Consider the following 25,819-nt stretch of genomic DNA (forward strand, 5'->3'; position numbering starts at 1 on the left):
GATGAAATATTTTTGTCTTGTGTGCATTTTGTTCTTAGCCAGTTGCGCTCAACTACCCAAAAAACCGTTAGTAGAAGGTGAAACGAGCGTGTCACCACAAATGCCAGATATTACCAACAATAGTGGTTCAATTTACCAAGCTGCCCAACCGAGCAGCTACGGTTATCAACCCATGTTTGAGGATCGTCGACCGCGTCATATTGGTGATGTATTGACCATTGTATTACAAGAGAATGTCAGTGCGAGCAAAAGTTCATCGATCAGTGCGGGGCGTAATGGTTCGGCAAATATTGGCGTAAAAGCGATTCCATCTTTTCTTGATGGTGCTTTGGGGCGTGGTAAAGTGGATACCGATCTCTCTGGCGGTACCGACTTTAAAGGATCCGGGGGAGCTAACGCCAAAAATACGTTTAGCGGAACGATTACGGTCACTGTGCAAGATGTGATGATTAACGGTAATTTGAAAGTGGTTGGTGAAAAGCAAATCGCTATTAACCAAGGTACTGAATTTATCCGCTTTTCTGGCGTCGTTAATCCGAGAACGATCAGTGGTAATAATACCGTTATTTCAACCCAAGTTGCTGATGCTCGTATTGAATATGTCGGCAATGGTTATATTGATGAAGCGCAAACAATGGGTTGGTTGCAGCGTTTATTCTTGAACCTTTCACCTTTTTAAAAAATGATTATGTTTAAAAATCTGCGTTTATTGTTTTGTACTATTTTGATTATGTTAACAACGGTCACTCATTGTTATGCTGAGCGCATTCGCGATTTAGTCAGTATTCAAGGGGTGCGAGAAAATGCCCTCGTTGGTTATGGTATTGTTGTTGGATTAGATGGTACCGGTGACCAAACCTCCCAAACTCCTTTTACGATTCAAAGTATTACTAATATGTTGTCACAGCTTGGTATTACCGTACCTACCGGTAGTAATATGCAATTAAAAAATGTTGCAGCGGTAATGGTGACAGCCAAATTACCACCCTTCCCCCATATTGGGCAGCAAATGGATGTCGTGGTTTCATCTTTGGGTAATGCTAAAAGCCTACGAGGTGGTACATTAATTATGACTCCGCTAAAAGGCGCAGATAATCAAGTTTATGCCATCGCGCAAGGAAATTTATTTGTTGGTGGCGTAAGTGCTACTTCTCAAGGTAGTAGTATCAGTGTTAATCAACAAGCGGGAGCAACTATTCCGAAAGGAGCGACAATTGAGCGCGAATTAAATAATCAGTTTGATAAGCAAAACGTTGTCCATTTACACCTTAATCAATTTGATTTTACCCGAGCCTTAAAAATCTCGGATACAATTAATCGATGGCGCAAAAACTCCGCTATGGCTTTGGACGGTAGTACCGTCGCGGTGAATATGCCTACCGAGACGAATGAACGGATCAAATTTCTCGCTCATATTCAAGATTTGCCAGTTGGTAAAACGCCCGTTAGTGCGAAAGTGGTCATAAATACGCGCACGGGTGTTGTTGTCATGAATCAAAATGTTACATTGGATAATTGTGCCGTAGCGCATGGCAATCTATCTATTGTCGTAAATAATCAATTAAAAGTAAGCCAGCCAACAACCCCATTGACCGAGGGCAGTACTGTCGTGGTTCCAGAAACCCAAGTTGCAATTCACCAAGAACCGGGATCGTTACTTAATGTACCTTCTAGCGCTAACTTAAACCAAGTGGTGAATGCACTTAATGTGTTAGGGGCAACGCCCGATCAATTAATGTCAATCTTGGAAGCATTAAAAACGGTTGGCTGTTTACATGCTAGCTTGGAAACCATTTAACTAAAATTAACATCATGATAAATAACAATATAGGTCAATCTTACCATCGTTTAGCATTTGATGTATCGGGTTTTAGCCAATTAAAACAGCAAGCTGTTAATGGTTCTCCCGAATCAATTCGACAAGTAGCACAACAGTTTGAAACGTTATTTATTAATATGATGATGCAAAGCATGCGAAAGGCTGTGCCTGAAGGAGGATTATTCAGCAGTTCAGCAAGCCAATTATTTACGTCAATGTTTGATCAGCAAATTGCTCAAGATGCAGCGGGTAAAGGCTTTGGTTTAGCTGATATGTTGACTAAGCAGTTATCAAGAACATCAATGTCAACTGAACAGGTAAAATCCAATACTGATGTTAATCAAACTCAAGTCGCTCAATCATCTATGACAAACTCACTGGCGCAATCATTATTTACCGATTCAGCAACCCATACACCAAAAGCATTGGGTCAGGTCTTATATCAAAACCAAGTTAACAATTCAGCGATACAAGCTAAAGTACATAATCCGACGGCTAGCCAACAAAAATCAGATAGTAAAGAGGATCATATTACGCAATTCGTTAATCAGTGGTTAAATCCAGCCCAACTGGCAGCGAAACAAACGGGTATTCCTTATCAAATTATCATTGCGCAAGCTGCTTTAGAAACGGGCTGGGGTAAAAGGCAAATCACCACAACGGATGGTCAGCCGAGTTATAACTATTTTGCGATTAAAGCCGGTAACACATGGCAAGGTAAAACAACTGAAATCACAACAACCGAATATGTCAATAATAAAAAAGTGACTAAAAAACATCGTTTTCGGGTATATGATAATCATCATCAAGCCATTAATGATTACACTCGATTAATAACGCAAAATCCACGCTATAAAGTTATCCGTCAAGCGCCAACTGCCAAAGCGGCGGCTCAAGCCTTACAACAAGCCAACTATGCAACGGATCCCAATTATGGCAGTAAACTGATACAACTTATCGATCAAATTGATTCTATTACTAAGTCAATAAGTATCAAAAATGTCAAAGGGTTTAATAGAATCAGTTTTTAGCATTAGCTTTTAGCATTGGTAATAAAATTAGCCTTTGAATATCGGCTATTTGCTTTCAATTTCTATGGTAACGTGGCTTTTTTTCAACTGTGATATCAGTATGGAAACATATTATCTGAGGCATTGCGTGATCACAAGCTTAACGCTACTTAGAAAATAGCAACACTATGGCTATTATTTATCATCATTAATATCGTTTAAATGTGAGCGGTTAAGATGGCGATTCAATTCAATAGAAAATACCAGATAAATGCGTCGCCAGTTAATCAACCTAATTGCGAGTAAGTGAAAAATGGCTGATAAAGAAATATAAGCAATGGGTTACTTATATTTCTTGAAGTATAGTTACTTAACGGTTTCGCTATACTCATCATCTTTTAGGATTTGTGCTAGATTATTTTTAGCATCTTCATCACCTTGATCGGCTGCTTTGGTAAACCAGTAGATGGCGCGCCCTTTATTTTGGGTAATGCCATCCCCGTCTAAATATTTGACAGCTAGATTATATTGAGCATCAACACTGCCTTGTTCTGCCGCTTTTATGTACCATTTAACGGCAGTCTCGGCATTACGTTCCACGCCACCACCTATGTCATACATCACACCAATATTATATTGTGCTTCGACATTACCCGCTTCTGCGGCCTTTTCAAACCAATAAGCGGCTTGCGAGCTATTGGGGTTTGTACCGATTCCCATAGCATACATAATACCTAGATTATACATCGCATTAATATGACCATTTTCTGCTGCTTCGGTATAAAAGAAAATCGCTGCGTTGTAATCTTGTGTTATGCCGTCACCTTTTTCTGACATCATACCTAAATAATAATCAGCTTCATTGTTTTTATCTTTTGCAGCTTTACTGAACCAATCCGCCGCCGTGGACCTATTTAGTTGGACTCCATCACCTAAATAATACATTAATCCAAGATTAAGATAACCGTCAGATACACCTTGATCGCCAGCTTTGATAAAATAGTTGATGGCTTGAGTAATATCTTTTTTTATTCCCAAGCCATTTTTATAGGCTAAGCCTAAATTGAATTGTGCTAAGGCAAAATTTTGATCAGCTGCTTTTTTATAATATTCAACCGCTTTTTCAGGATCCTGTTTAAAACCCAATCCATCTAAATAAAGATTGGCTAGGTTATTTTGTGCTTTAGCTAATCCTTGATCGGCTGCCTTTTTGTACCAGAAAGCTGCTTTGATATAGCTAACATCAACACCTAAACCTTGTTGATAAATGTTCCCTAACGAGTATTGGGCATCAGCCTCCCCTTTTTCAGCTGCTGTGCGTAGTGATTCGATTAAGGATGACGGATCTAAGATCGTAACCTCTGATGGCTTGGAAGGATTGTCTATTGTAGCGTCCGATTGTGCTAACGCTGTATTTATAAATAACGGTATAGACAATATAATTATGAAAAATCGTAACTGATTCATTCAATGTTCCTGATCTTGTAAACTCGAAAAGGTATTTTTAATATAATTATTACCGTAATTATAACGAAATGTTGATATCAATAACAGCTTTCATTTAACAAGAATTAATCTATTTAAACTATATCTTGTTCCGATAGAAATATCCCCTTAACAAAACGGTACTTATTCAAGCATAATAGATAATATTTTAGTGATTTGATATGAAAATAATTGGAGCATGTTATGCGCTGATTAACTTATTTTTAGCAAAACAATATAGATTTTTTAACTGGATTCAATATTAACAAAGCATTACAATATGACGCGCTAAAATCGCGGATTTATAACCGTTTTCATTTTAACAACAATTAAAAATAGTTGAGCAATTGATGAGCAAGAAATTACATATCAAAACTTGGGGTTGCCAGATGAATGAGTATGACTCTTCAAAAATGGCAGATCTACTTGAATCGACCCATGGGTTAACCCTAACCGAAAATGCTGAAGAAGCCGACATATTATTACTTAATACCTGTTCAATTCGAGAGAAAGCACAGGAAAAAGTGTTCCATCAATTAGGGCGTTGGAAAAATCTTAAAAAACACAATCCTAATGTGATTATTGGCGTGGGTGGTTGTGTTGCGTCTCAAGAGGGTGAACATATCCGTAAACGGGCACCGTTTGTTGATATTATTTTTGGTCCACAGACATTTCACCGTTTACCCGAAATGATTAACCAAGTCAGTAATCAGGAAAATGCTCACGTGGTTGATGTCAGTTTCCCTGAAATTGAGAAATTTGATCGGCTTCCGGAACCACGAAGTGAAGGACCGACTGCATTTGTGTCAATTATGGAAGGTTGCAATAAATACTGTACTTACTGTGTTGTACCTTATACCCGTGGTGAAGAAGTCAGCCGACCTTGTGATGATGTAATTTATGAAATTGCGCAACTAGCCGCTCAAGGCGTACGCGAAGTGAATCTCTTAGGGCAAAATGTGAATGCTTATCGTGGCGCAACTTTTGATGGTAATATTTGTACTTTCGCTGAACTATTACGTTTAGTTGCTGCGATTGATGGTATCGATCGCATTCGTTTTACGACTAGCCATCCAATTGAATTTACTGATGATATTATTGATGTCTATCGTGATACCCCTGAATTGGTGAGTTTTTTACATTTACCGGTACAAAGCGGCTCCGATCGTATTTTGAATTTAATGAAGCGAACTCATACCGCTTTAGAATATAAGTCAATCATTCGTAAACTACGAAAAACGCGTCCTGATATTCAAATTAGTTCTGACTTCATTGTTGGTTTCCCTGGTGAAACACAAGAAGACTTTGAACAGACTATGAAACTTATTGCTGATGTTAATTTCGATTTAAGTTATAGCTTTATTTATTCTGCTCGCCCAGGCACACCGGCTGCCGATATGGAAGATACCGTTTCCGAAGAAGAGAAAAAACAACGACTTTACATTCTACAAGAGAGAATTAATCAACAAGCAATGCAATTTAGCCGTCAAATGTTGGGAACAATTCAACGTGTGCTCGTAGAAGGTACATCGAAAAAAGACATGTTGGAATTTACAGGACGCACAGAGAATAATCGGATTGTTAATTTTGAAGGCAATACCGATATGATTGGTAAATTTGTTGATGTTGAAATTACAGATGTTTATCCAAATTCATTACGTGGTAAGGTTATTCGTACAGAAGATGAAATGACATTGCGCGTTAATGAATCACCAAATGCAATTATTGCGCGTACCCAAAAAGAAGATGCGCTCGGCGTTGGTATGTATCATCCCTAAATAGGATGAATTAGGTAGTCGGATCATAGTATTTTTCTGAGATTGTTGATTTTATCATTAATTCAATGGGTTAATGATAAAATAGAAGTAAATCTGTTTGGTATATTAACGGGATATCGGTCTGTAATTAATATCCCGTTACAGGTGATTAGGCTGGGTCTAATCAAATTTTAGCTAACCCCAAAAGGTGATTTCTTGAACATTATTCAACGTGAAGTAAAACTAGAACCGGCTAATAACCAAAGGTTAATTAGCTTATGTGGTCCCCATAACGATAATCTTAAACAAATCGAAAATCGATTAGGGGTCGAAATTAATCAACGTGATAATGGATTTGTTGTGATCGGCGATGAAGCGAATGTTGAGGCATGTCAATCAATTCTTCAATCACTATATGAACAAACACTTTACGTTAATTACGTTATTGATGTCAAACCTGAACAGGTACATTTAGCAATTATCGAAAGTGGCATCTTAACTGAATCAAAGGAGAATCTGTTAATTAACTCATTGCAAAATAATGGCAAATTAGTGTCGATTAAAACTAAATCAGGCGTAATTAAACCTCGCACACCCAATCAGGCAAAATATATTAATAATATTTTCGAACATGATATTACCTTTGGTATTGGACCGGCTGGTACAGGTAAAACATTTTTAGCCGTTGCGACTGCCGTTGATGCTTTAGAAAAACAATATGTTCGCCGTATCTTACTTACCCGACCAGCGGTTGAAGCAGGTGAAAAACTGGGCTTTCTACCCGGTGATTTAAGCCAAAAAGTCGATCCTTATTTAAGACCACTTTATGATGCTTTATTCGAAATGCTTGGATTTGAACGCGTCGAAAAACTGATTGAGAAAAATATAATTGAAGTTGCCCCGCTTGCGTATATGCGCGGACGTACGCTTAATGATGCCTTTATTATTCTTGATGAAAGTCAGAATACGACCATAGAACAAATGAAAATGTTCTTAACCCGTATTGGTTTTAATTCTAAAGCGGTTGTGACCGGTGATGTGACTCAAATTGATTTACCGCGTAATCAAACATCTGGGTTGAAACATGCCATTGAAGTATTAAGTAATCTTGATGAGATTAGCCTTAATTTCTTCCATAGTGAGGACGTCGTACGTCATCCAGTTGTTGCAAGTATTATTAATGCTTATGAACAATGGGATACTCAAGAACAATTTAGATTAGCAGAAAGACGTCGTCAGCGTGAATTAGATAAGCTTAATAATAAGGAGTAGTACCATACAACAGAATAATTCCCATAAACAAACGAAATTCCGTGACCATAGTGCCGAAACCAATCTATTTCTGCGACGCGCTTTGATTGCTTTTGCGGTTATCATTGTTATGGTAATTGTTTTGTTAAGTAAATTAGCGCATTTACAAATTTTTAGTTATGGCTATTACAATACTAAATCAAATAATAACCGTATTGAAATCATACCAATTCCACCTAACCGTGGAATTATCTATGATCGGAACGGCGTTGCGTTAGCTACCAATAATACGATTTATCAGCTGAATATTATTCCTGATAAGATTCGCAATCTTAATGAACAACTGGAACAGCTTAAGTCTATTGTTAATTTAACCGATGAGGATATTGAGAATTTTCAAAAAGAACGCTTAAATTATAAATCTCATCGTGCGGTACCTTTGAAATATAATCTAACTCAAGAAGAAATTGCCCACTTTGTGGTGAATCAACACCTTTATCCTTATGTGAATATTACTGGCACACAGCATCGTTACTATCCTTACGGTTCTGCTCTTACCCATGTTTTAGGTTATGTTTCAAAAATAAATGGTCAAGATAAGATCCGCTTGGAAGAACAGAATAAAATTACTGAATATGTCGGTACAAATAATATCGGTAAAATTGGGATTGAGCGATTCTATGAAGATCTATTACATGGTCAACCGGGTTATGAAGAGGTTGAAGTTAATAATCGTGGTAGAATCGTACGCCTACTTAATCATCATGATCCTGAAGCCGGCGAAGATGTCTATTTAACTATCGATCTGAAATTACAACTTTATATTCAAAAGCTATTGGAAGGTCGACGTGCTGCCGTGGTGGCTTTAGATCCCAATAATGGTGAAGTATTGGCATTAGTATCAAGTCCTAGTTATGATCCTAATTTGTTTGTTGATGGTATTTCTTCAACTAAATATAAAGAGCTGCTTAATGATCCGAAAAAACCACTCTTTAATCGTACCATGTTAGGCTCTTATCCTCCTGCATCAACGGTAAAACCATTTTTAGCCGTTTCTGCGCTAAGTGAAGGTGTTATCACACCTAAAACAGTTGTGTATGATCCGGGTTACTGGCAATTACCCGGCACAACTAAACGCTTTAGAGATTGGATGCGTTGGGGACATGGTAAAGTGGATACCACTAAATCCATTGAGGAGTCGGTTGATACCTTTTATTATCAAGTTGCTTATGATTTAGGTATTGATCGTATTAATTATTGGATGAAAAAATTTGGTTATGGTGAACGAAGTGGTATCGATCTGTCACCAAATGAGGAAACCAGAGCAGTATTACCAAATCGTGACTGGAAAAAAAGTCGTTATAAGCAAAGCTGGTTACAAGGCGATACGATTCCTGTCGGTATTGGGCAAGGATACTGGACAGCAACACCGTTACAGATGGCCAAAGCCCTAACAATTTTAGTGAATGAAGGCGTTGTGTATACACCTCATCTATTATTGAAGAAAAAATCCGATGTGCTAGATACAGCCTTACCGAAACAAAATAAACCGCTACCTGTTGAAGATTCATCATTAGTTAATTTAATCAGTAAAAGTAACTGGCAAATAGCTAAACAAGGTATGTATCGAGTGATGTTTGGTTCACGTGGGACCGCGCGTAAGGTCTATGCCGATGCACAATATAAAGCAGCCGGTAAATCAGGTACGGCACAAGTATATGGTTTAAAAAATGATGAAATCTATAATGCCGATAGCATTCCAGAGCATTTACGTGACCATGCGTTATTCATTGCTTATGCCCCGTTTGATAAACCAAAAATTGTATTAGCGATTGTGTTAGAAAATGGTGGCGGTGGAAGTACTAATGGTGGTGCGGTGGCTAAACACATTTTAGATTATTATTTATTAGGTATTGAAAGTACCAATTTAGAAACTACAGATTCATCAATAAGGCGGGATGATTAATGATAGATCGTAAAAAATTGCCGATTTGGACAAAATTACATCTTGACCCATTATTGCTATTATTCACTCTCTTGTTATTAGGGTATAGTGTTTATGTAATTTGGAGTGCGAGTGGCCAAGATGTTGCGATGACACAGCGCAAAATTATGCAAATTATGTTAGGTTTAGCCGTCATGATCACCTTTGCCCAATTTCCGCCACGGTTTTATGAGAAGCTAGCCCCTTATCTTTATGCTGCTTGTATTCTGGTTTTACTGTCTGTGGATATTTTTGGACATACTAGCAAAGGTGCTCAGCGCTGGTTAAATTTGGGTTTTATTCGCTTTCAACCCTCGGAAATTGCCAAAATTGCAGTACCATTGATGGTGGCCAAATTTATTAATCGTGAAGGTTGTCCTCCGCCATTTATGACAATATTACAAACCTTTGCCATTATTGCTATTCCAACATTACTCGTTGCGATGCAACCCGATCTAGGGACATCAATTTTAGTTGCGATGTCAGGGATTTTTATTATCTTCTTAGCCGGAATTGGCTGGAAATATATTATTGCTGCGGTAGGTGCAATCGCTGCCTTTATTCCGGTGATGTGGTTGTATCTAATGCATGATTATCAACGCGAACGCGTATTAACTCTTATTTATCCAGAACGCGATCCTTTGGGTAAAGGGTATCACATTTTACAATCGAAAACGGCGATTGGCTCAGGTGGTATGTGGGGGAAAGGCTGGTTACAAGGAACTCAATCACAATTGGAGTTCATTCCTGAACGGCATACCGATTTTATTTTCTCAGTGATTGCAGAAGAACTTGGTTTTATCGGTGCGGTCATATTATTAACGCTCTTTTTATGTTTAATCATTCGTGGATTAATGATTGCTGGGCAGGCTCAAACGACTTTTGGTCGTATTTTAGCCGGTGGGTTTGTATTAGTATTTTTTGTATATGTATTTATTAACATCGGTATGGTGAGTGGTATCTTACCGGTGGTTGGTGTACCATTACCTTTAATTAGTTATGGTGGTTCATCTTTGGTCGTTTTAATGGCCAGTTTTGGCATTATTATGTCAATCCATACTCATCGATATATGTTATCTAAGAACATATAACTTTTTGAATTTTTCATCACTGTCGGATTTATATAATGAAGAAACAACATTTTCTAAAACATGTTAAACGATCTTTAACCATTTTGATATTATCAGCTTATGGCTGTGCGCATGCAGATATCAATTTTCCTATTCCTGATGCACCAAAACTTGAAAACGTAGGTGCTTATATTCTTATCGACGCAAAATCAGGTGAAATATTAACTCAATATAACGCCGATCAACGACGTGATCCGGCTAGTTTAACCAAAATGATGACCAGTTATGTAATTGGTGAAGCAATAAAATCAGGTCGTATCAATAACTCTGATATGGTCGTCATTAGTAAAGATGCTTGGGCAACAGGAAATCCGAAGTTAAAAGGTTCATCATTAATGTTCCTTGAAGTGGGTAAACAAGTTTCAGTAGAGAATCTAAATAAAGGTATTATTATTCAGTCTGGTAATGATGCTTGTATTGCAATGGCTGAACATGTTGCTGGCAGCCAAAGTTCATTTGTGAGTTTAATGAATAATTATGCCAATCAATTAGGCTTAGCGGATACTCATTTCCAAACTGTTCATGGTCTAGATGCTGATGATCAGTATACCACTGCTCACGATATGGCATTTTTAGGAAAAGCGTTAATTAACAATCTTCCAAATGAATATGCCATCTATAAGCAAAAAGAGTTTAAATACAACTTAAGTAAACCACAATTAAATCGTAATGGTTTATTATGGGATACGACTTTGAGTGTTGATGGAATTAAAACCGGCCATACCAATAACGCTGGTTATAATCTAGTTGCTTCCGCTGTCGATGGAAATACACGATTAATTTCGGTAGTGATGGGCGCGAAGACCGAAAAAGAACGTGAATCAAAAAGTAAACAACTGTTAATTTGGGGATTCCGTTCATTCGAAACGGTCAATCCTGTCGTGGCAAATCTACCAAAAATGAATGCTAAAATCTGGTACGGTGACAGTAACACGGTTAACCTAGGATCACTTAATGATGTCTATGTAACAGTACCCAAAGGACAAGCAGCGAATTTGCAGATTGAATATAAAATGGATTCCGACTATATTTCAGCACCAATTGAACAAGGTGTTAAAGTTGGTACTATGCAATTTATTTTGAATAATCAAGTTGTAGCGGAAAAACCATTAGTGACGCTTGAAAAAGTAGAAGAAACCGGTTTCTTTGGAAGTATTCTTGATTATATTAAATTGAAATTTAATCAATGGTTTGGCGATATTTTTTAATTTTATTATCATAATTTGGGGCGGTATAATCCGCGCCAAATTTTTATCATAAAATATTAGTTGATAAATAAAAATTGAACACCATATAATTAATGAATTTAATGATAACTTAAGAGAATATTATGCAACCAACCAAACTCAATGAATTACTTGAATTTCCTTGCTCATTTACTTATAAAGTAATGGGGGAAGCCAAACCAGAGCTGGTTGATAAAGTAATTACTGTTATTCAACGTCATGCACCGGGTGATTATACACCATCAATTAAACCAAGCAGTAAAGGTAATTATCACTCTGTATCGGTTACAATTAATGCAACACATATCGAGCAAGTGGAAAGCCTTTATAAAGAATTAGGTGATATCGATATTGTTAGAATGGTGTTATAATAATTGCGTGATTTAATCACATCCTATTAACTTCATAAAAAAACCAGCTTTATGCTGGTTTTTTTATTCCGAAGGTATTTTACCTTTCGTTATTCTACTTTTACCTTTTGTTATTCTACTATTTCGGCACGACTGGTTCGTTTACCATCGGCAGCACGACTGCGTACCATGACTTGATCTTGCTGATTGACCGTTACGTCTTGGCTATAAGTTAACCATGTTTTGCCTTTGTCTAGGGAATATTCAATTGTTAAGCCAGGAAAAGCAATGTTAGCGTGCAATTTACCATCCACCCATTTCGCACCCGGAATCGGTAAACGATAATTAATTCCAGCTAAATCAAGTTTGGCTAACTCACGTTGTCCAATTAGATTAGCAAAACGTGTCCAATCATTTAATAACGTTGTTTGATCGACATATTGTGTTTCGCCTAGCTTATATTCACGGTCTTTCACATATGGTGTTTCCCAGTCAGATTGATGCCAAGCACGCTCTGCAACAGCCAATAACCTTGGATACATCATATATTCCATTTGCTTATCTGTACGTACGATTTCACTCCATAATTGTGCCGATAAACCATAGCTTCCCGGCCAATCCTTTGTTCCTTTTGCATTAAACACATTACCATCACGATCTTTTGATGTTTCAGCATTCTGCGGTAAATTGTTCGGGGCAAAACTAAAGATCTTACGTTCATCATTAAAGCGGGTTGCCCAATAATAACCATGCTCTTTCGGATTTATTTCATATGGGAAGTCAAAATAAACGTAATCAGGGTTAGATATAATGACCTGATAACCTTTGTTTGCCCAGTCATTGGCCGAATCAAAACCACCCCAATAAAGCGTATCCCAGAAATTTAACCTCACTTGATCAACAGCAAAAGATTGGGCATTTTCAGCATACTTCACGCCATCTTGCCATGCTTGCATATTGTTAATACCGTGATCTTTGATGATTTTACTAACCTCGATGGCGAAATAGCTAGGTAAATGTTCAATATCATGTACAGTACCTTGAGCAACTAAGGCCTGACAAGCCTGTGATTTAGCCCAAGGATGATCTTCTTTACTTTGATCTATTGTACCTTTCCACGTTACTTTTTCTTCAGCATTGATATCTTGATAGCCATTACCTAAACGGATATTTTTTGCTTCATCACCACCAAAATGCCATACAGCAATAGGTTGACCTGCTTCACTATGCATCTTGGCAATTTCGGTAATGATTTTATCGACAAAGCGCTTTGATGAATCTAAGCACGGATTAAGATAACTTCTGCGATCATAAAATTGAACGGTGGTGGTATTAGATGTATCAGTTGGATCAACTAAGCGAAATTCATTGGCTTGTTCTGTTTTACCTTCTGCCATCAACCGATTATAACGTGCTTCCATCGCAATAATTGCTGCGCGCGCATGAGCTGGCATATCAATTTCAGGAATCACTTCTATAAACCGATCTTTTGCATATTTAACGATCTCGATATAGTCATCACGACTAAAATAGCCACTACCTAAGTTATCACTATCTGGTCCAGAACCAAGTTGCGGTAATAAACAAGATTGTTCGCTTAAATCATGACAACGTTGACCACCTACTGATGTTAATTCTGGTAGATCTGGGATCTCAATTCGCCAACCTTCGTCATCACTTAAATGGAAATGGAATTTATTAAGTTTGTAATGAGACATTTGATCTAAAAGCTTTAAAACAGCTTGTTTGCTTTTAAAGTTACGTCCGGTATCAAGCATGATACCGCGATAATCAAAACGTGGTGCATCATTAATTTCAGCAGTTGTGATCGTTGGTTTTTCGCCTGCTGGAATAAGTGATAAAATTGATTCTACAGCATAAAAAATACCACTTTCATCATAAGCAGTAATGGTCGCTTGCTTATCGCTAATATTAAGTAAATAAGCACCTGATACCGTATTTTCAAATTGTGTCGGATCAATACTTGCTTGGATTTTGTAACCTTTGTCGCTTAATTTAACACCTAATTGTTGGAATTGCTTAGATAGTACCGCTTGGCTAGCTTTATTAAGCGACTTTAATTGCAAATTAACACCGGTTTTATCAAGGGTAATATTTGTTTTTCCAACCGTAATATGGGTTGGTGTCGGTATAATTTGCCCACGTAATGTTGATGCTGATAGCTTTTGAACATCTGCATTACGTTCAAAACGTGTTACCGGTGTCATCAGAACATTATGGTCATCAGGCGTACGTTGCCATTGTTGCCCAATCGGTGAGACAAAATCACTCAATGTTTCGGTATTGGTATTATTAATTACTTTCGGTTTAGCTCCCTCTGATGTCACATACCAACGTGGAATAACATCCGATTCGCTTAATTGCCAATATTCGCCAATGATTGGAATCTCAATCGTTCCTTTTTCTGGGAAAGCGGTGAATTTTTCAGTGGGTTCAATTTTATGTAAATCACCGGTTAAATGAGTAATCGTAAACTGATCCGTTTCAACGGCTAAAATCATTCGTATACTACTAAAATAAATGGCCCAATTATTATCCGTGATAGCTGGTCCGTCGTTGGTTAAGGAAATCGTCGCTTTATTACAGGCTCCCCAATCGCCTCCTAAACTGGAGCAATCCACGCCATGATTGGCAGCATGGTTATCGATTACTTGATAATTAACTTTCAACTGTTGGCTAAGCGTATCAACGGTGGTTTGTGAAGCAACAGCAGTTGTACTCATCGCGGTGGACAATAAAGCAGTAATAACACTACTGAGTAACGTTGTTTTTAAACTATTCATAACACTGTTTTCCTATTTTTGATTCGGGCTAAATATGGTAAAAGGCAAAGTAACGATGAATTTAATGTCATGCTCATCTTGGAATACATTTGCGTAACCATTACTCCAACTTGGATTTTTCGAATGATTGTTATAACGGGTATAATGAAGTTGGAATGAACTATCTTTAGCCCAACTTTCTTGTACTGTATAAGATAAATCCAAATTCCAAGCTGATTCAGCTAATCTTTGGTGACGGTATTTACGTTTATTCGTCGCATTTTGGATATCTAACGCATTTGGTTTAGCATCCCAACCATAAGCATATGATGTTGCTGTGCGCCAACCTGATAGAGAGTTTGATAAGTGTCCTAAATCATAACTAATTTCAGCAAAAAGTGCTTTTTCACCATCAGCATTAAAGTCGGAACGGGAATTCCACCATACATCTAAACGTCCATTAGAAGAGGCATAACTTGGCGTCATACGTTGTAAGAAGAAACCTTGATTACCTGCAGCTTTAACAACTACCCCTTCAGCACGTAAACCGACTGGTCCCATTTGATAATGTAACGTCGCTGCTTGTAACCATGCTAATCCGTCATAGACATCTAAGCCACTATGACTTTGATCTTTAGCACCATAAAATTGATAGCTCATAGATAAAGGATTATTTAACACGTCTATTTGATAGGATGCTTTAGCTCGATATTGGTTCATATAGTTATGTGCCTGACCAAATGAGCCTTCAATTACGAAGTTATTTTTAAAATCATATTGAAATCCAGCAGAGTGTAAATAGCTGATTTCTGTTTTATTATCCCATTGACGGAAATTATATAAACGCTTATACCATGGTGCCTTATATTTATCAGCCCACATATAGGACATGGATAATGCACCGTGCTCTTGGAAATCTAAGGTAGTTCCGGTTTCAAAACCTCGATAGGTACCGGGTAATAAGCTCCAATGTGGGGCAAGTAAAGTTTGACCTGACGGCTGAATATAACCCGCTTTAAGCCAAAATAGATCATCAATTTTTACATGCATCAATGCTTTATAGGTACTTAACCCACTAACATCCCTTTTCCAATCTTCATCCCAGCGAGTTTTTCCACCACTGAAACCGATCTCATTTGGATGACCATCACCACCATTACTCACTTCCCATGCCCCATATTCACCAAATTCAAAACCTAATTTATCGGCAATAAATCCTGTTTTGATATCTAAATTGGCATTAAAAGTGGATTGGCGAATATTCTTTTTATACCCTTGATACTGTCTGGTGTGATTATAATCTTCAGTGATTTTTTTTCTTTCCCGATCTCGATTCCAAAAGAAGATATTTCCTGAAACAGAGGAATCATCTAAAAATTGGTTGGCATATACAGGTAAAGTCTCACAGAATAATGTTGTTCCTAAAATGATAGCAATTGAATGTTTGATAATGGATGGTTTCTTTCGCGATATTATGGCATAGCTATTATGGTTGTTCATTTTCATTATTTCCTAACAAGCGATGATTAATAAAAATATAATAAATTCAAAATTAAAGAAAATATGAACTTTATATTTATGGAAACATAATGAACTAACATATTTCACTGCTCAAATTAAATAATCCTAATTTGTGATTTTAATCACTTAAAAATGTAAATAAAATGTAAAATAGTGATGCAGATCTCAGTGTTATTTCATCTCCAAAAATAAATAAAATTTGGTAAAAACCATGTGTTAGTGGAAATTTCAAATAAAAGAAACGGTTTTTTAAAGCAATTAGAAAAGTAAATAATTATAAATAAAAACGACAATGACACGGTTATGTCATTGCCAAAAAATAAAGATAGGAGAAATGAAATAACTTATTGCGCTGCGGAATATAATTCTGAGACTTTATCCCAGTTCACGACATTCCAGAAAGCACCAATATAATCAACACGACGATTTTGATATTTTAGATAGTATGCGTGTTCCCATACATCTAATGTTAGAATTGGCGTACCTGACGTCGCTGCATATTTCTCTCCCATTGAAGGGTTATCTTGGTTAGCTGTAGATACAACCGCTAAACGACCATTTTGCACAACTAACCATGCCCAACCCGAACCAAATCGACTTGCTGCTGCTGAAGCAAATTTTTCTTTAAAAGCATCAACTGAACCAAAATCACGTTCAATAGCAACTTTTAATTCACCTTTTAATTCCGTACCGACTTTTAGTAATTCCCAAAATAATGTGTGATTTACATGCCCACCCACGTTATTACGAATGGCAGTAAGTTTATCCGCAGGCACTTTATCTAAATTCTTAATTAACTCTTCCGCAGATAAAGTTTGTAACTCTGTAGGTAAACTTGGTAATGCGGCATTCGCGTTATTCACATAAGTTTGATGATGTTTATCATGATGTAAATGCATGGTTTCAGAATCAATATAAGGCTCTAAAGCATCATAGGCATACGGTAACGGTGGAAGAGAGTAAGGCATTGATATTGCTCCTTTGTAATCATTATATAAATTAGCACTTAATTGCTTTTGTAAATAATTTACCCTTTTTTTTGACATTTCTCAATCAATTATTTTTATAATTAATGTTTATTAAAAGGTTAGCTAATAACACTTCATTCTCTGAGTTGATAAGCTTTTAAGACATTAAACATTAGCAGGATTTACTTGTTTCCTGCTAATGTTTTAAGAATCAGTCATCCCAAATGAGATAACTGTATATTTTTATTGATTTTAGTTACTTGTCATAGCAAATTTCATAACAAGGTTTATATGCTGATCCACCCGGTAATTTCATGCGATCTTGGTCAACAAAACGACGGAGTAGTTGATCTAGTTGTTGCATAATGAGTGCATCACCTTGTAATTTAAAAGGACCATGTTTTTCAATTTCCTGCATACCCAATTCTTTAACATTGCCAGCCACAATACCCGAAAAGGCACGTCGTAAATCCGCAGCCAACTGTTCAATGGGTTGATCTTTGTGAAGATTGAGCTTCGCCATATTTTCATGACTAGGGAAAAATGGATGTTGTAAGTCTTTGTTGATTTTTAAAGTCCAGTTAAAACCATAAGCATCACCACTGCTTAAACGTGCTGCTTTGACTTGCTTGATGCCGTTTTTCATAATACGTGCCACTTCTTTTGGATCATCAATAACAATTTGATACAGTTTTGATGCTTGTTCACCTAAAGTATTGTGAATAAAACTATCAATCGCTTGAAAATAATCACTACATTCTTTTGGTCCCGTTAAGACTAATGGCAATGCTTGAGCTTTATTTGCTGGGTCAAGCAGTATACCTAAAATATACAGTAATTCTTCTGCTGTCCCCGGTCCTCCCGGAAATATGACAATACCATGCGCCATGCGTACGAATGCTTCTAGCCGTTTTTCAATATCGGGCATAATAATCAATTCATTAACTAAGGCATTAGGGGGTTCTGCTGCGATAATAGACGGTTCTGTTAAACCAACAAAGCGACTATCCTTATAACGTTGCTGAGCATGACCGACTGCCGCCCCTTTCATTGGCGCTTCCATAATACCTGGACCACAACCCGTGCAGATATTCAATTCTCGCAATCCTAACTGCATACCAACTTGTCGAGCATAATAGTATTCTGTTTCATTAACGGAATGACCACCCCAACATACGACCATATTCGGGTCTTCCCCAACATGAAGCGCATTAGCATTACGCAAAATTGAAAAGACTAAATTGGTAATATAAAAAGTGCTATGCTCATTAAATAGTTCCGTCGTTAATAATCCCTTAACCGAGGCAATTTGACTATTAACAAATAAAATATCGCGTAGAACTGCAAAAAGGTTAGCTTGAATTGAACGAATTATTTTACCGTCAACAAAAGCACTCTGAGGTGGATCCACTAATTCTAATTTAACCCCTCGCTCTTTACTGATTACATTTATTTCAAAAGATAAAAACCGATCTAGTAATTGTTTAGTATTATCAGTTTTACTACCAGCATTTAGGGTAGCCAACGAGCAATTGCGATAGAGTTGATATAGTTCACTGCTCGCAGAACGCTTTAACATATCTACTTCAATTTGTGACAATAGATCCATTGAACCTAATGGACTAATTTGGGTAATCACAGCGCACCTCTCTTTGATTTTAAGTTATATCTCGGTACTTCTTACGTAGCAAATGCCTCATCAAAAATGCGTACTTTCTACGCATTGATTCCACTCTAGAGATTTTTCGCTACAATATTGTTTATCGATTCATTCAGCATAGCTAATTTAGCCTTAAAACTAAAGCGATTATTTAAACAACAGGACGATTATGACTAAACCATCTCTAGCACTTAAAGACTTTACACAACGATATGTTGATGAATGGCAAGCCACCTGTCACCATGATCCTAAAAGTTACGAACTATATGATATTGCTTCTCCTTGCATAACCAGTACTCATGATTCAGCGGTATTTTGGCGCCCTGTACCGGCTCAAGATCATTCACTCACGATTGTGGAACAAGTTATTTTCATCACCCTACACCCAGATGCGCATGATTTTTATCAAACCCAATATGCTGGTGATATGGCTGCCACATTCAATGGTTTAACTCTAACATTAATTCAGATCTGGAATGATGATGATTTTTCACGTTTAGAGCAAAACTTGATTGCGCACCTTAATATGCAAAAAAAACTCAAACGTCGCCCATCAGTATTTATTGCATCAACATCAGATAATACTGAAATTATTACGATCGATAATCAAACGGGTAACATTATGTTGGAAAGACTTGTTGATAATGAAAATCAAATTCTAGCTGATAATTTAGCTGAATTCTTGGCACAATTAAAACCTATTGCTCAATAGGATTTTTCAAGCGTATAATAAAAAGCTGAGTATAAAAATAACGATTGAGGTCAGCATGTTCGAGAGTTTAGTTAAAGCGCCGGCCGATCCTATATTAGGATTAGCTGATATCTATAAAGCCGATGAGCGTGTCCATAAAATCAATTTGAGTGTGGGTGTTTATAAGGATGAAAATACTGTTACGCCTATTTTAAACAGTGTCAAAAAAGCTGAATCTTATTTATTAGAAAATGAACAGAGTAAATCCTATCTACCTATTGAAGGATTAGCGACATTCAATCTTGCAACCCAACAGCTTATTTTGGGAAATGATAGCCCATTAATTCAAGACAACCGTGTTAAAACTGCCCAAGCTCCCGGCGGGACGGCGGCTTTAAGAATCATGGCTGATTTCCTATTTAATAAGACTAAAACCAAACGAATTTGGCTAAGTCAACCAACTTGGCCTAATCATCGCGGTGTTTTCCATTCCGCAGGGCTTGAAGTTAAAGAATACCGTTATTATGATCCACAAAATCATAATATTGCATTTGATGCTTTGCTTAGCGATCTCGAAAATATTCCTGAAGGAGATGCGGTACTTTTCCATGGATGTTGTCATAATCCAACGGGTATTGATCCAACCGCAGAACAATGGCAACAGATCTTAGCCGTCGCCACCAAAAAACGTTGGTTACCAGTCTTTGACTTAGCCTATCAAGGTTTTGGGGGGGGACTTGAAGAAGATGTGGTCGGTGTCCGTTTATTTGCTAATGCGCTGCCGGAATTACTGATTGCTAGCTCCTATTCCAAGAATTTTGGACTTTATAATGAACGCGTTGGGGCGTTGACACTGATCGCTGAAAATGCAGATATTGCCGATAAGGCATTTAGTCAAGTTAAAACCATTATTCGAACAAACTATTCAAATCCTCCTTCTCATGGTGGTAATATTGTTGCTCATATTCTAAATAATCCAGAGCTCAAAGAAGAATGGATTGCCGAATTAACAGTAATGCGTCAACGTATTCACCGTATGCGACAATTATTTGTTAAAACCTTGCAAGAAAAAGGCACTAATCAAGATTTTAGTTTTATTGTTAAGCAAAACGGTATGTTTTCATTTAGTGGACTTACTGAAGAACAAGTATTAACGTTAAGAAATGATTACGGTATCTATATCGTTAATTCTGGTCGAATTAATGTAGCAGGAATGACACTTGATAATATGTCTCTTTTATGTGAGTCAATTGTTAAAGTGTTGGCCTTGTAACTCATATCCGTCACGCTATTTAAATTGTTAAATAGCGTGGCAACATCTATACTTCCCTTTAGTAAACAAGCTATTAAAGCAATATTTGGTTTGTTAACCCAAACTAAGTACCATTTAAAAGTAAGTAACATTTAACTATAACATTCATTGTTGAGAAACGTTTTATGAAAGCAGATCGTTCGGTTATCGATCAATCACTCTTTTCTTTAAGTTGGCCAATTTTTATTGATATTTTCTTACATTTTTCCACGTTATTAATTAATACCTATATGATAGGTCACGAATCTATCTCAATGGTCGCTGCTACTACCATTGGTAATCAGTTTTTTGATATTTTTATTCCGATTTTTAATTTCATTGGTATTGGATGTAGTGTTGTTGTTGCACAACATTTGGGAGCCAAAAATTATCAACAGGCACGTCATGCTATCCATTTATCCATCGCTTTCAATCTTGTTCTTGGCTTAATTTGCTATTTATTTATCTTATTAGCGGGATATCACGTATTGATAGTTATGAATACACCAAAAACAATCCTAGATTTAAGTTATGACTACTTTCATATTTTGGGTATCTGTTTATTTTTCGAAGCCATTGGTCTTATTATGGCGTCGTGTATTCGCGTTTATGGTTATTCAAAATCGGTTATGTATGTTTCATTAATTATGAATATTACAACTGTCGTGGGTAATATATTGGTGCTTTATGGTTATTGGGGATTTCCTAAATTAGGATTAGTTGGTGTAGCTTGGTCAACAGTAATTGGTCGTGTAGTCAATGTTTTATTGCTTAGTATTATTCTCTTTTGTCATCTAAAAATTAAAGCGGAATTGCGATTATTTATCCAATGGAATAAGAACGTTTTAAAGCAAATTTTACAAATTGGCTTACCTTCTGCGGGTGAAAATTTGCTATGGACGGGTCAGGTATTAGTTATGACCGCCTTTATTAGTTTAATGGGAGAAACGGCATTAGCCGCGCAGGCACTCTATCTACAACTTGCTTATTTTATGATGCTATTTGCCATTGCGATTGGTATCGGTAATGAAATTATAGTTGGTCATTTGGTTGGTGCAAAACAATTCGAATTAGCCTATAAGCGAACATTTAGTAGCCTTAAATTGGGAATGATTGTCACCGTTGTTGTGGTACTTCCGTTTTTCTTCTTCAGAGAACTTATCGTTATATTATTCACCGATAATAGTGATGTGATGCGTATCTTATTACCAATTTTTATTTTATCTATCTTCCTTGAACCGGGACGCACACAAAATATCATTATGGTTAATGCACTAAGAGCAGCCGGCGATGCTCGTTTCCCTTTCTATATGGCAATCATCTTTATGTGGGGCGTTGCTATTCCTATTGGCTATATTCTTGGTATTACATTTCAAATGGGTTTATTGGGGATATGGATCGCTTTTGCTTGCGACGAATGGCTACGCGGACTAGCAAATGCTTGGCGTTGGAAATCAAAAAAATGGCAAAATAACCGTCTTAACATTGATTCATAATTTGGAATAGTTGCTCATTACAATTGCATTTTTAATTTTATAGCGTACAACATAGAAATGATTACTTAAAATATTAGAAATCTATAAAATTATACTGAACATACTAGTTGTAAAAATCATCCAGATGCGATGAACTTATGTTCATTAAGCATCAAGATGATAATTATTTCTAGCATAATGTTTTACTAGCATCGATGTAACTTTTTATTCTTCACTTATCCGCTTAAGGTGAAACGCAAATTGCTTGGGCGGTAAGATTTTTACCACCTCTTATAACCTGCCCACTCGAATTATCAATTAAGTATGGCAGATTATTATCCCCTTGATAATTAACACCCCAAGACTTCATTAATGTGACATTACTGTCTGAATATTCATTGGTATTTTTTAAATCGCCCCATTCTGCTAATAAACCACCACCAATTCGTCTTTGATAATTGTTTGGTTGCCCTAGAAGACCACCTTCCCAAGCTGAATCAGGTGCATTTGCATTTGTTAGATCACCGATAAGCGGTAATTTATAGCCAATACTTTCGCAATAGTCTTTAGCTTCTGAATATATCACTCCTTTCTTGTTATTATTTGAGTTCGGTTTAACAATAAACCATTGTGCAATTTTAAAGGTATAGAGCTTAGTTTTTTTACTTTGATCAGTAAAGATGGTGAAAGTAGTTGGGATAAATGTGTCTTGTGGTAGTATAGTGTTTGAGTTAGGGCCATGTAAGGTTATTTTAGCAATTACTTTTTTATTTTCTGAAAAGGGAGTAATAGCTAAACGTAATTTAGAATCACTTGGCTCTGTTGTATATGTCATGTCATTAACCTTAGTTTCCGCCATCGTTAAATAAAACCAAAGATTATCCATACCACTGGTTGGGAAATTTAGTGAAGGTTGATCAATATTTTGAGGTAAGAATCCTTTATCAAAATCCCACTGATTTGCCGGTCCATTAAAACTATCACTATTATTCACCCCGCCATTAGATTTCAAATAAGGTGTAACCCAACAGGCTGAAGGTTCAATTTTGTGTTGAATAAAAAAGTCGATGTAAGGTAGACCATCAAACTTAATTTTTTTAGGGAATCCATACATAGTTGATATTAAAGAATCACTAGTAAGGGTTAAAGTTATCCTATAATATTTTGAATCACAAGCAACAAACCGAGCATCTCGCCTTACAGTATGGTTTTCATCATTAGAAATTCGTACTTTTATTTTACCTTCGCCTGACATATTTTGATCACCATCGTCATCTACTCCCCATTTACTTGATAATTCAGCTAAGTTAATAAATTGAAAATTACTTGTGTCATATGATGCAGTTATAGGAACCGGTAATAGAATCTGTTCAAACGTTTTTACCGTTTCTGGTACTGTATAAGGGTTATCTTCTTCAGAAGTATTATTGATTGGATCATATATCTTTAGCTTATCCGCATCATAAAACGCCATATAAAATAGATCGTCACTATTATGTACTTTTCTTTTTTCACCATTTTCAAATTCGAATAACAAATAAGGAGCCGTCCCTTGAATAGGGTTTTCTGTTTGTTTCGACAAATTTCCCCATGCGACACAACTTCCCATAAGACTGAAAATTAATAACAATCGAAAAATTTGACAAAATACCATCGTCAAATACCGATAACTTTTATTAATAACTTCATCTGGCATTGCTACAAACACGTTTGTTTTTTGGTGAAGGACATCCACCGCATTTATCGTATTATGGTAGTAAAATTTAGGTATTATAAAAGATAAAGAAGCGTGATCGATGTGACGCATTATGGCTATTTCCTTTGTCTGTTTTTTAACCAAGCTATATTATTTTTTAGACTAAAAATACAGCTATTTTTGTGCTAACATATTAAATAATATAGATTTTTTTTGCAACTTATGTTTTTGTTTTACTTGGTAAAATGAGATATATAGGAAAGCAATAATATTGTCACAATAGTGAGCATATATCCCAAAAATCATTAAATGATTAATGAGAAGATTGTTTAGTGCGTACTGATTTATAATTAGTGAGATTAACTCATATCACTAGGATAATAATTTAATCGGCAGTGAAACTTAATTATCACTAATTTTGTGGTTAATATCTTAATACTTAAAAAGTGATTTTTCAACTAACTTATTAAATTATAATAAATTATTTATAAAATAACTTATAGTGGAATCGTAATTATTTATCATCTAAAATAGAGATGACCATTTATTGATAGGGTAAATCTATGCGCTGGCAAAATAAACGCGAAAGCACTAATATTGAGGATCGCCGTTCACAAACAAGCAGCCAATTAGGTAATATTCCACTTCGTGGTAAAAGTGGATTGATAGTATTCATTATCATTTTAGTGGCTGGTTATTACGGCGTTGATTTGACCGGTTTATTAAATAGTACCACCGTGACACCTACCGATCAGAGTGTTTCCTATTCTCAAGAGGATGAAGAGGCAACCAGATTTACCTCCGTTATTTTGGCATCAACCGAAGATTATTGGTCACAAGAATTTCACCGTTTAGGTAAATCATACACCCCCGCCAAATTAGTTCTTTATCGAGGTTCTACCCGAACTGGTTGTGGTGTTGGTCAATCTATAATGGGGCCTTTTTACTGTAGTGCAGATCGCACGCTTTACCTTGATCTCTCTTTTTATCAAGAAATGAAACAACGTTTGGGTGGAGGTGGTGAATTTGCACAGGGTTATGTTATTGCGCATGAGGTCGCTCATCATGTACAGAACTTACTGGGTACTTTTGATTATGTAGCTAATTTACGACAAGGTAATTCTTCCGCCGGTAAAAATCAATTGTCTGTTAAACTTGAACTACAAGCCGATTGCTATGCCGGGATGTGGGGACACGCAATGCAACAAGAGAATATTTTAGAGGTGGGTGATATTGATACGGCATTAAAAACGGCTCAAGCAATTGGTGATGATCGGTTACAAAAACAACAACAAGGCTATGTTGTACCCGACAGTTTTACTCATGGCACTTCTCAACAACGTTATAATTGGTTCAAACGTGGCTTTGACAGTGGTAATATAAAAAACTGTGATACTTTTGCGGATTAATTAGGATATAACCACTTACTCTTTTAAAGGATTAAGCATTAATAGGTAAAGTGATTTTATTGTCATTTTTATTACTCCGTTAATCGCATCTTTAGTCTGGTAAAGGGCTTATTTATTTCTACTTGTGTGGTGTGGTTTTGTTTATTTAATTATGGATTATTTTTCGCCGTGCCATACACAAGATATTCACTGAGTCTTTTAGCTGTATTGTTAATTAGTCTATGAGGTTGCTTATTTTTTTCTTATATACTTCATTTTATTCGTCAAATGGAAATTTGTCGTTGCAATAATAGTATTTTTGTTATGTCTAATC

At 36.4% G+C, this 25,819-nt stretch carries 19 protein-coding genes; 13 read left to right on the forward strand and 6 right to left on the reverse strand.

Annotated elements, in window-relative coordinates; all coding sequences use genetic code 11:
- Nucleotide 1 precedes the first annotated feature (1 nt).
- The 3 genes from FPB0191_RS11055 to flgJ are packed head-to-tail and all read left to right on the forward strand — an operon-like array spanning nucleotide 2 to nucleotide 2,850.
- Complete coding sequence (locus FPB0191_RS11055; RefSeq protein ID WP_039106146.1) at nucleotides 2–679, forward strand: flagellar basal body L-ring protein FlgH; 678 nt, start codon at nucleotides 2–4, stop codon at nucleotides 677–679.
- A gap of 9 nt (nucleotides 680–688) precedes the next feature.
- Entirely contained in the window at nucleotides 689–1,798 is a 1,110-nt protein-coding gene (locus FPB0191_RS11060) for a flagellar basal body P-ring protein FlgI (protein WP_039106149.1), read from the forward strand.
- 14 nt (nucleotides 1,799–1,812) lie between these two features.
- Nucleotides 1,813–2,850, forward strand: a complete 1,038-nt coding sequence (gene flgJ, locus FPB0191_RS11065; protein ID WP_052236957.1) for a flagellar assembly peptidoglycan hydrolase FlgJ — start codon at nucleotides 1,813–1,815, stop codon at nucleotides 2,848–2,850.
- A gap of 345 nt (nucleotides 2,851–3,195) precedes the next feature.
- Here flgJ and FPB0191_RS11070 read toward each other — a convergent pair whose 3' ends face one another.
- Complete coding sequence (locus tag FPB0191_RS11070; RefSeq protein WP_052236958.1) at nucleotides 3,196–4,296, reverse strand: SEL1-like repeat protein; 1,101 nt, start codon at nucleotides 4,294–4,296, stop codon at nucleotides 3,196–3,198.
- 368 nt (nucleotides 4,297–4,664) lie between these two features.
- Here FPB0191_RS11070 and miaB point away from each other — a divergent pair, with 368 nt between their 5' ends.
- The 6 genes from miaB (at nucleotide 4,665) to ybeD (ending at nucleotide 12,033) form a co-directional block, all read left to right on the forward strand.
- Nucleotides 4,665–6,092: a tRNA (N6-isopentenyl adenosine(37)-C2)-methylthiotransferase MiaB gene (gene miaB / locus FPB0191_RS11075; RefSeq protein WP_039106152.1), complete on the forward strand. Its 1,428-nt coding sequence runs from the start codon at nucleotides 4,665–4,667 to the stop codon at nucleotides 6,090–6,092.
- Nucleotides 6,093–6,287: 195 nt separating this feature from the next.
- The gene (locus FPB0191_RS11080; protein WP_039106154.1) at nucleotides 6,288–7,343 is read left to right on the forward strand and encodes a PhoH family protein; all 1,056 of its coding nucleotides are present in this window, start codon (nucleotides 6,288–6,290) and stop codon (nucleotides 7,341–7,343) included.
- Nucleotides 7,344–7,347: 4 nt separating this feature from the next.
- Nucleotides 7,348–9,288, forward strand: a complete 1,941-nt coding sequence (mrdA, locus tag FPB0191_RS11085) for a penicillin-binding protein 2 (RefSeq protein ID WP_039106156.1) — start codon at nucleotides 7,348–7,350, stop codon at nucleotides 9,286–9,288.
- Complete coding sequence (gene mrdB / locus FPB0191_RS11090; protein ID WP_039106160.1) at nucleotides 9,288–10,397, forward strand: peptidoglycan glycosyltransferase MrdB; 1,110 nt, start codon at nucleotides 9,288–9,290, stop codon at nucleotides 10,395–10,397. The genes mrdA and mrdB overlap by 1 nt, the downstream gene beginning before the upstream one ends.
- A gap of 35 nt (nucleotides 10,398–10,432) precedes the next feature.
- The gene (locus FPB0191_RS11095) at nucleotides 10,433–11,644 is read left to right on the forward strand and encodes a serine hydrolase (RefSeq protein ID WP_039106162.1); all 1,212 of its coding nucleotides are present in this window, start codon (nucleotides 10,433–10,435) and stop codon (nucleotides 11,642–11,644) included.
- 122 nt (nucleotides 11,645–11,766) lie between these two features.
- Entirely contained in the window at nucleotides 11,767–12,033 is a 267-nt protein-coding gene (ybeD, locus tag FPB0191_RS11100) for a DUF493 family protein YbeD (protein WP_039106165.1), read from the forward strand.
- A 110-nt stretch (nucleotides 12,034–12,143) separates the two neighbouring features.
- Here the strand turns inward: ybeD and FPB0191_RS11105 are convergent, their stop codons facing one another.
- From FPB0191_RS11105 to ppnN, 4 genes are all read right to left on the reverse strand, one after another.
- Nucleotides 12,144–14,816: a beta-N-acetylhexosaminidase gene (locus tag FPB0191_RS11105; RefSeq protein ID WP_039106167.1), complete on the reverse strand. Its 2,673-nt coding sequence runs from the start codon at nucleotides 14,814–14,816 to the stop codon at nucleotides 12,144–12,146.
- 12 nt (nucleotides 14,817–14,828) lie between these two features.
- Nucleotides 14,829–16,295: an OprD family porin gene (locus tag FPB0191_RS11110; protein ID WP_052236959.1), complete on the reverse strand. Its 1,467-nt coding sequence runs from the start codon at nucleotides 16,293–16,295 to the stop codon at nucleotides 14,829–14,831.
- A gap of 365 nt (nucleotides 16,296–16,660) precedes the next feature.
- Nucleotides 16,661–17,284: a Fe-Mn family superoxide dismutase gene (locus tag FPB0191_RS11115; RefSeq protein WP_039107088.1), complete on the reverse strand. Its 624-nt coding sequence runs from the start codon at nucleotides 17,282–17,284 to the stop codon at nucleotides 16,661–16,663.
- A gap of 256 nt (nucleotides 17,285–17,540) precedes the next feature.
- Entirely contained in the window at nucleotides 17,541–18,923 is a 1,383-nt protein-coding gene (ppnN, locus tag FPB0191_RS11120; protein WP_039106169.1) for a nucleotide 5'-monophosphate nucleosidase PpnN, read from the reverse strand.
- A gap of 190 nt (nucleotides 18,924–19,113) precedes the next feature.
- Here ppnN and syd point away from each other — a divergent pair, with 190 nt between their 5' ends.
- The 3 genes from syd to FPB0191_RS11135 all read left to right on the forward strand — a co-directional run bounded on the left by syd (nucleotide 19,114) and on the right by FPB0191_RS11135 (nucleotide 22,422).
- Nucleotides 19,114–19,656, forward strand: a complete 543-nt coding sequence (gene syd / locus FPB0191_RS11125; protein WP_039106171.1) for a SecY-interacting protein — start codon at nucleotides 19,114–19,116, stop codon at nucleotides 19,654–19,656.
- 55 nt (nucleotides 19,657–19,711) lie between these two features.
- A complete protein-coding gene (locus tag FPB0191_RS11130) occupies nucleotides 19,712–20,908 on the forward strand; it encodes an amino acid aminotransferase (protein ID WP_039106174.1) in 1,197 nt (398 codons plus the stop codon).
- A gap of 164 nt (nucleotides 20,909–21,072) precedes the next feature.
- Nucleotides 21,073–22,422: an MATE family efflux transporter gene (locus FPB0191_RS11135; RefSeq protein WP_039106177.1), complete on the forward strand. Its 1,350-nt coding sequence runs from the start codon at nucleotides 21,073–21,075 to the stop codon at nucleotides 22,420–22,422.
- A gap of 223 nt (nucleotides 22,423–22,645) precedes the next feature.
- Here the strand turns inward: FPB0191_RS11135 and FPB0191_RS11140 are convergent, their stop codons facing one another.
- Nucleotides 22,646–24,208: a hypothetical protein gene (locus FPB0191_RS11140; RefSeq protein WP_039106179.1), complete on the reverse strand. Its 1,563-nt coding sequence runs from the start codon at nucleotides 24,206–24,208 to the stop codon at nucleotides 22,646–22,648.
- A gap of 452 nt (nucleotides 24,209–24,660) precedes the next feature.
- Here FPB0191_RS11140 and ypfJ point away from each other — a divergent pair, with 452 nt between their 5' ends.
- Complete coding sequence (gene ypfJ / locus FPB0191_RS11145) at nucleotides 24,661–25,506, forward strand: KPN_02809 family neutral zinc metallopeptidase (protein WP_039106182.1); 846 nt, start codon at nucleotides 24,661–24,663, stop codon at nucleotides 25,504–25,506.
- The last annotated feature ends 313 nt before the right edge of the window (nucleotides 25,507–25,819 follow it).

It is taken from the genome of Frischella perrara, assembly GCF_000807275.1.
Taxonomy (GTDB): domain Bacteria; phylum Pseudomonadota; class Gammaproteobacteria; order Enterobacterales; family Orbaceae; genus Frischella; species Frischella perrara.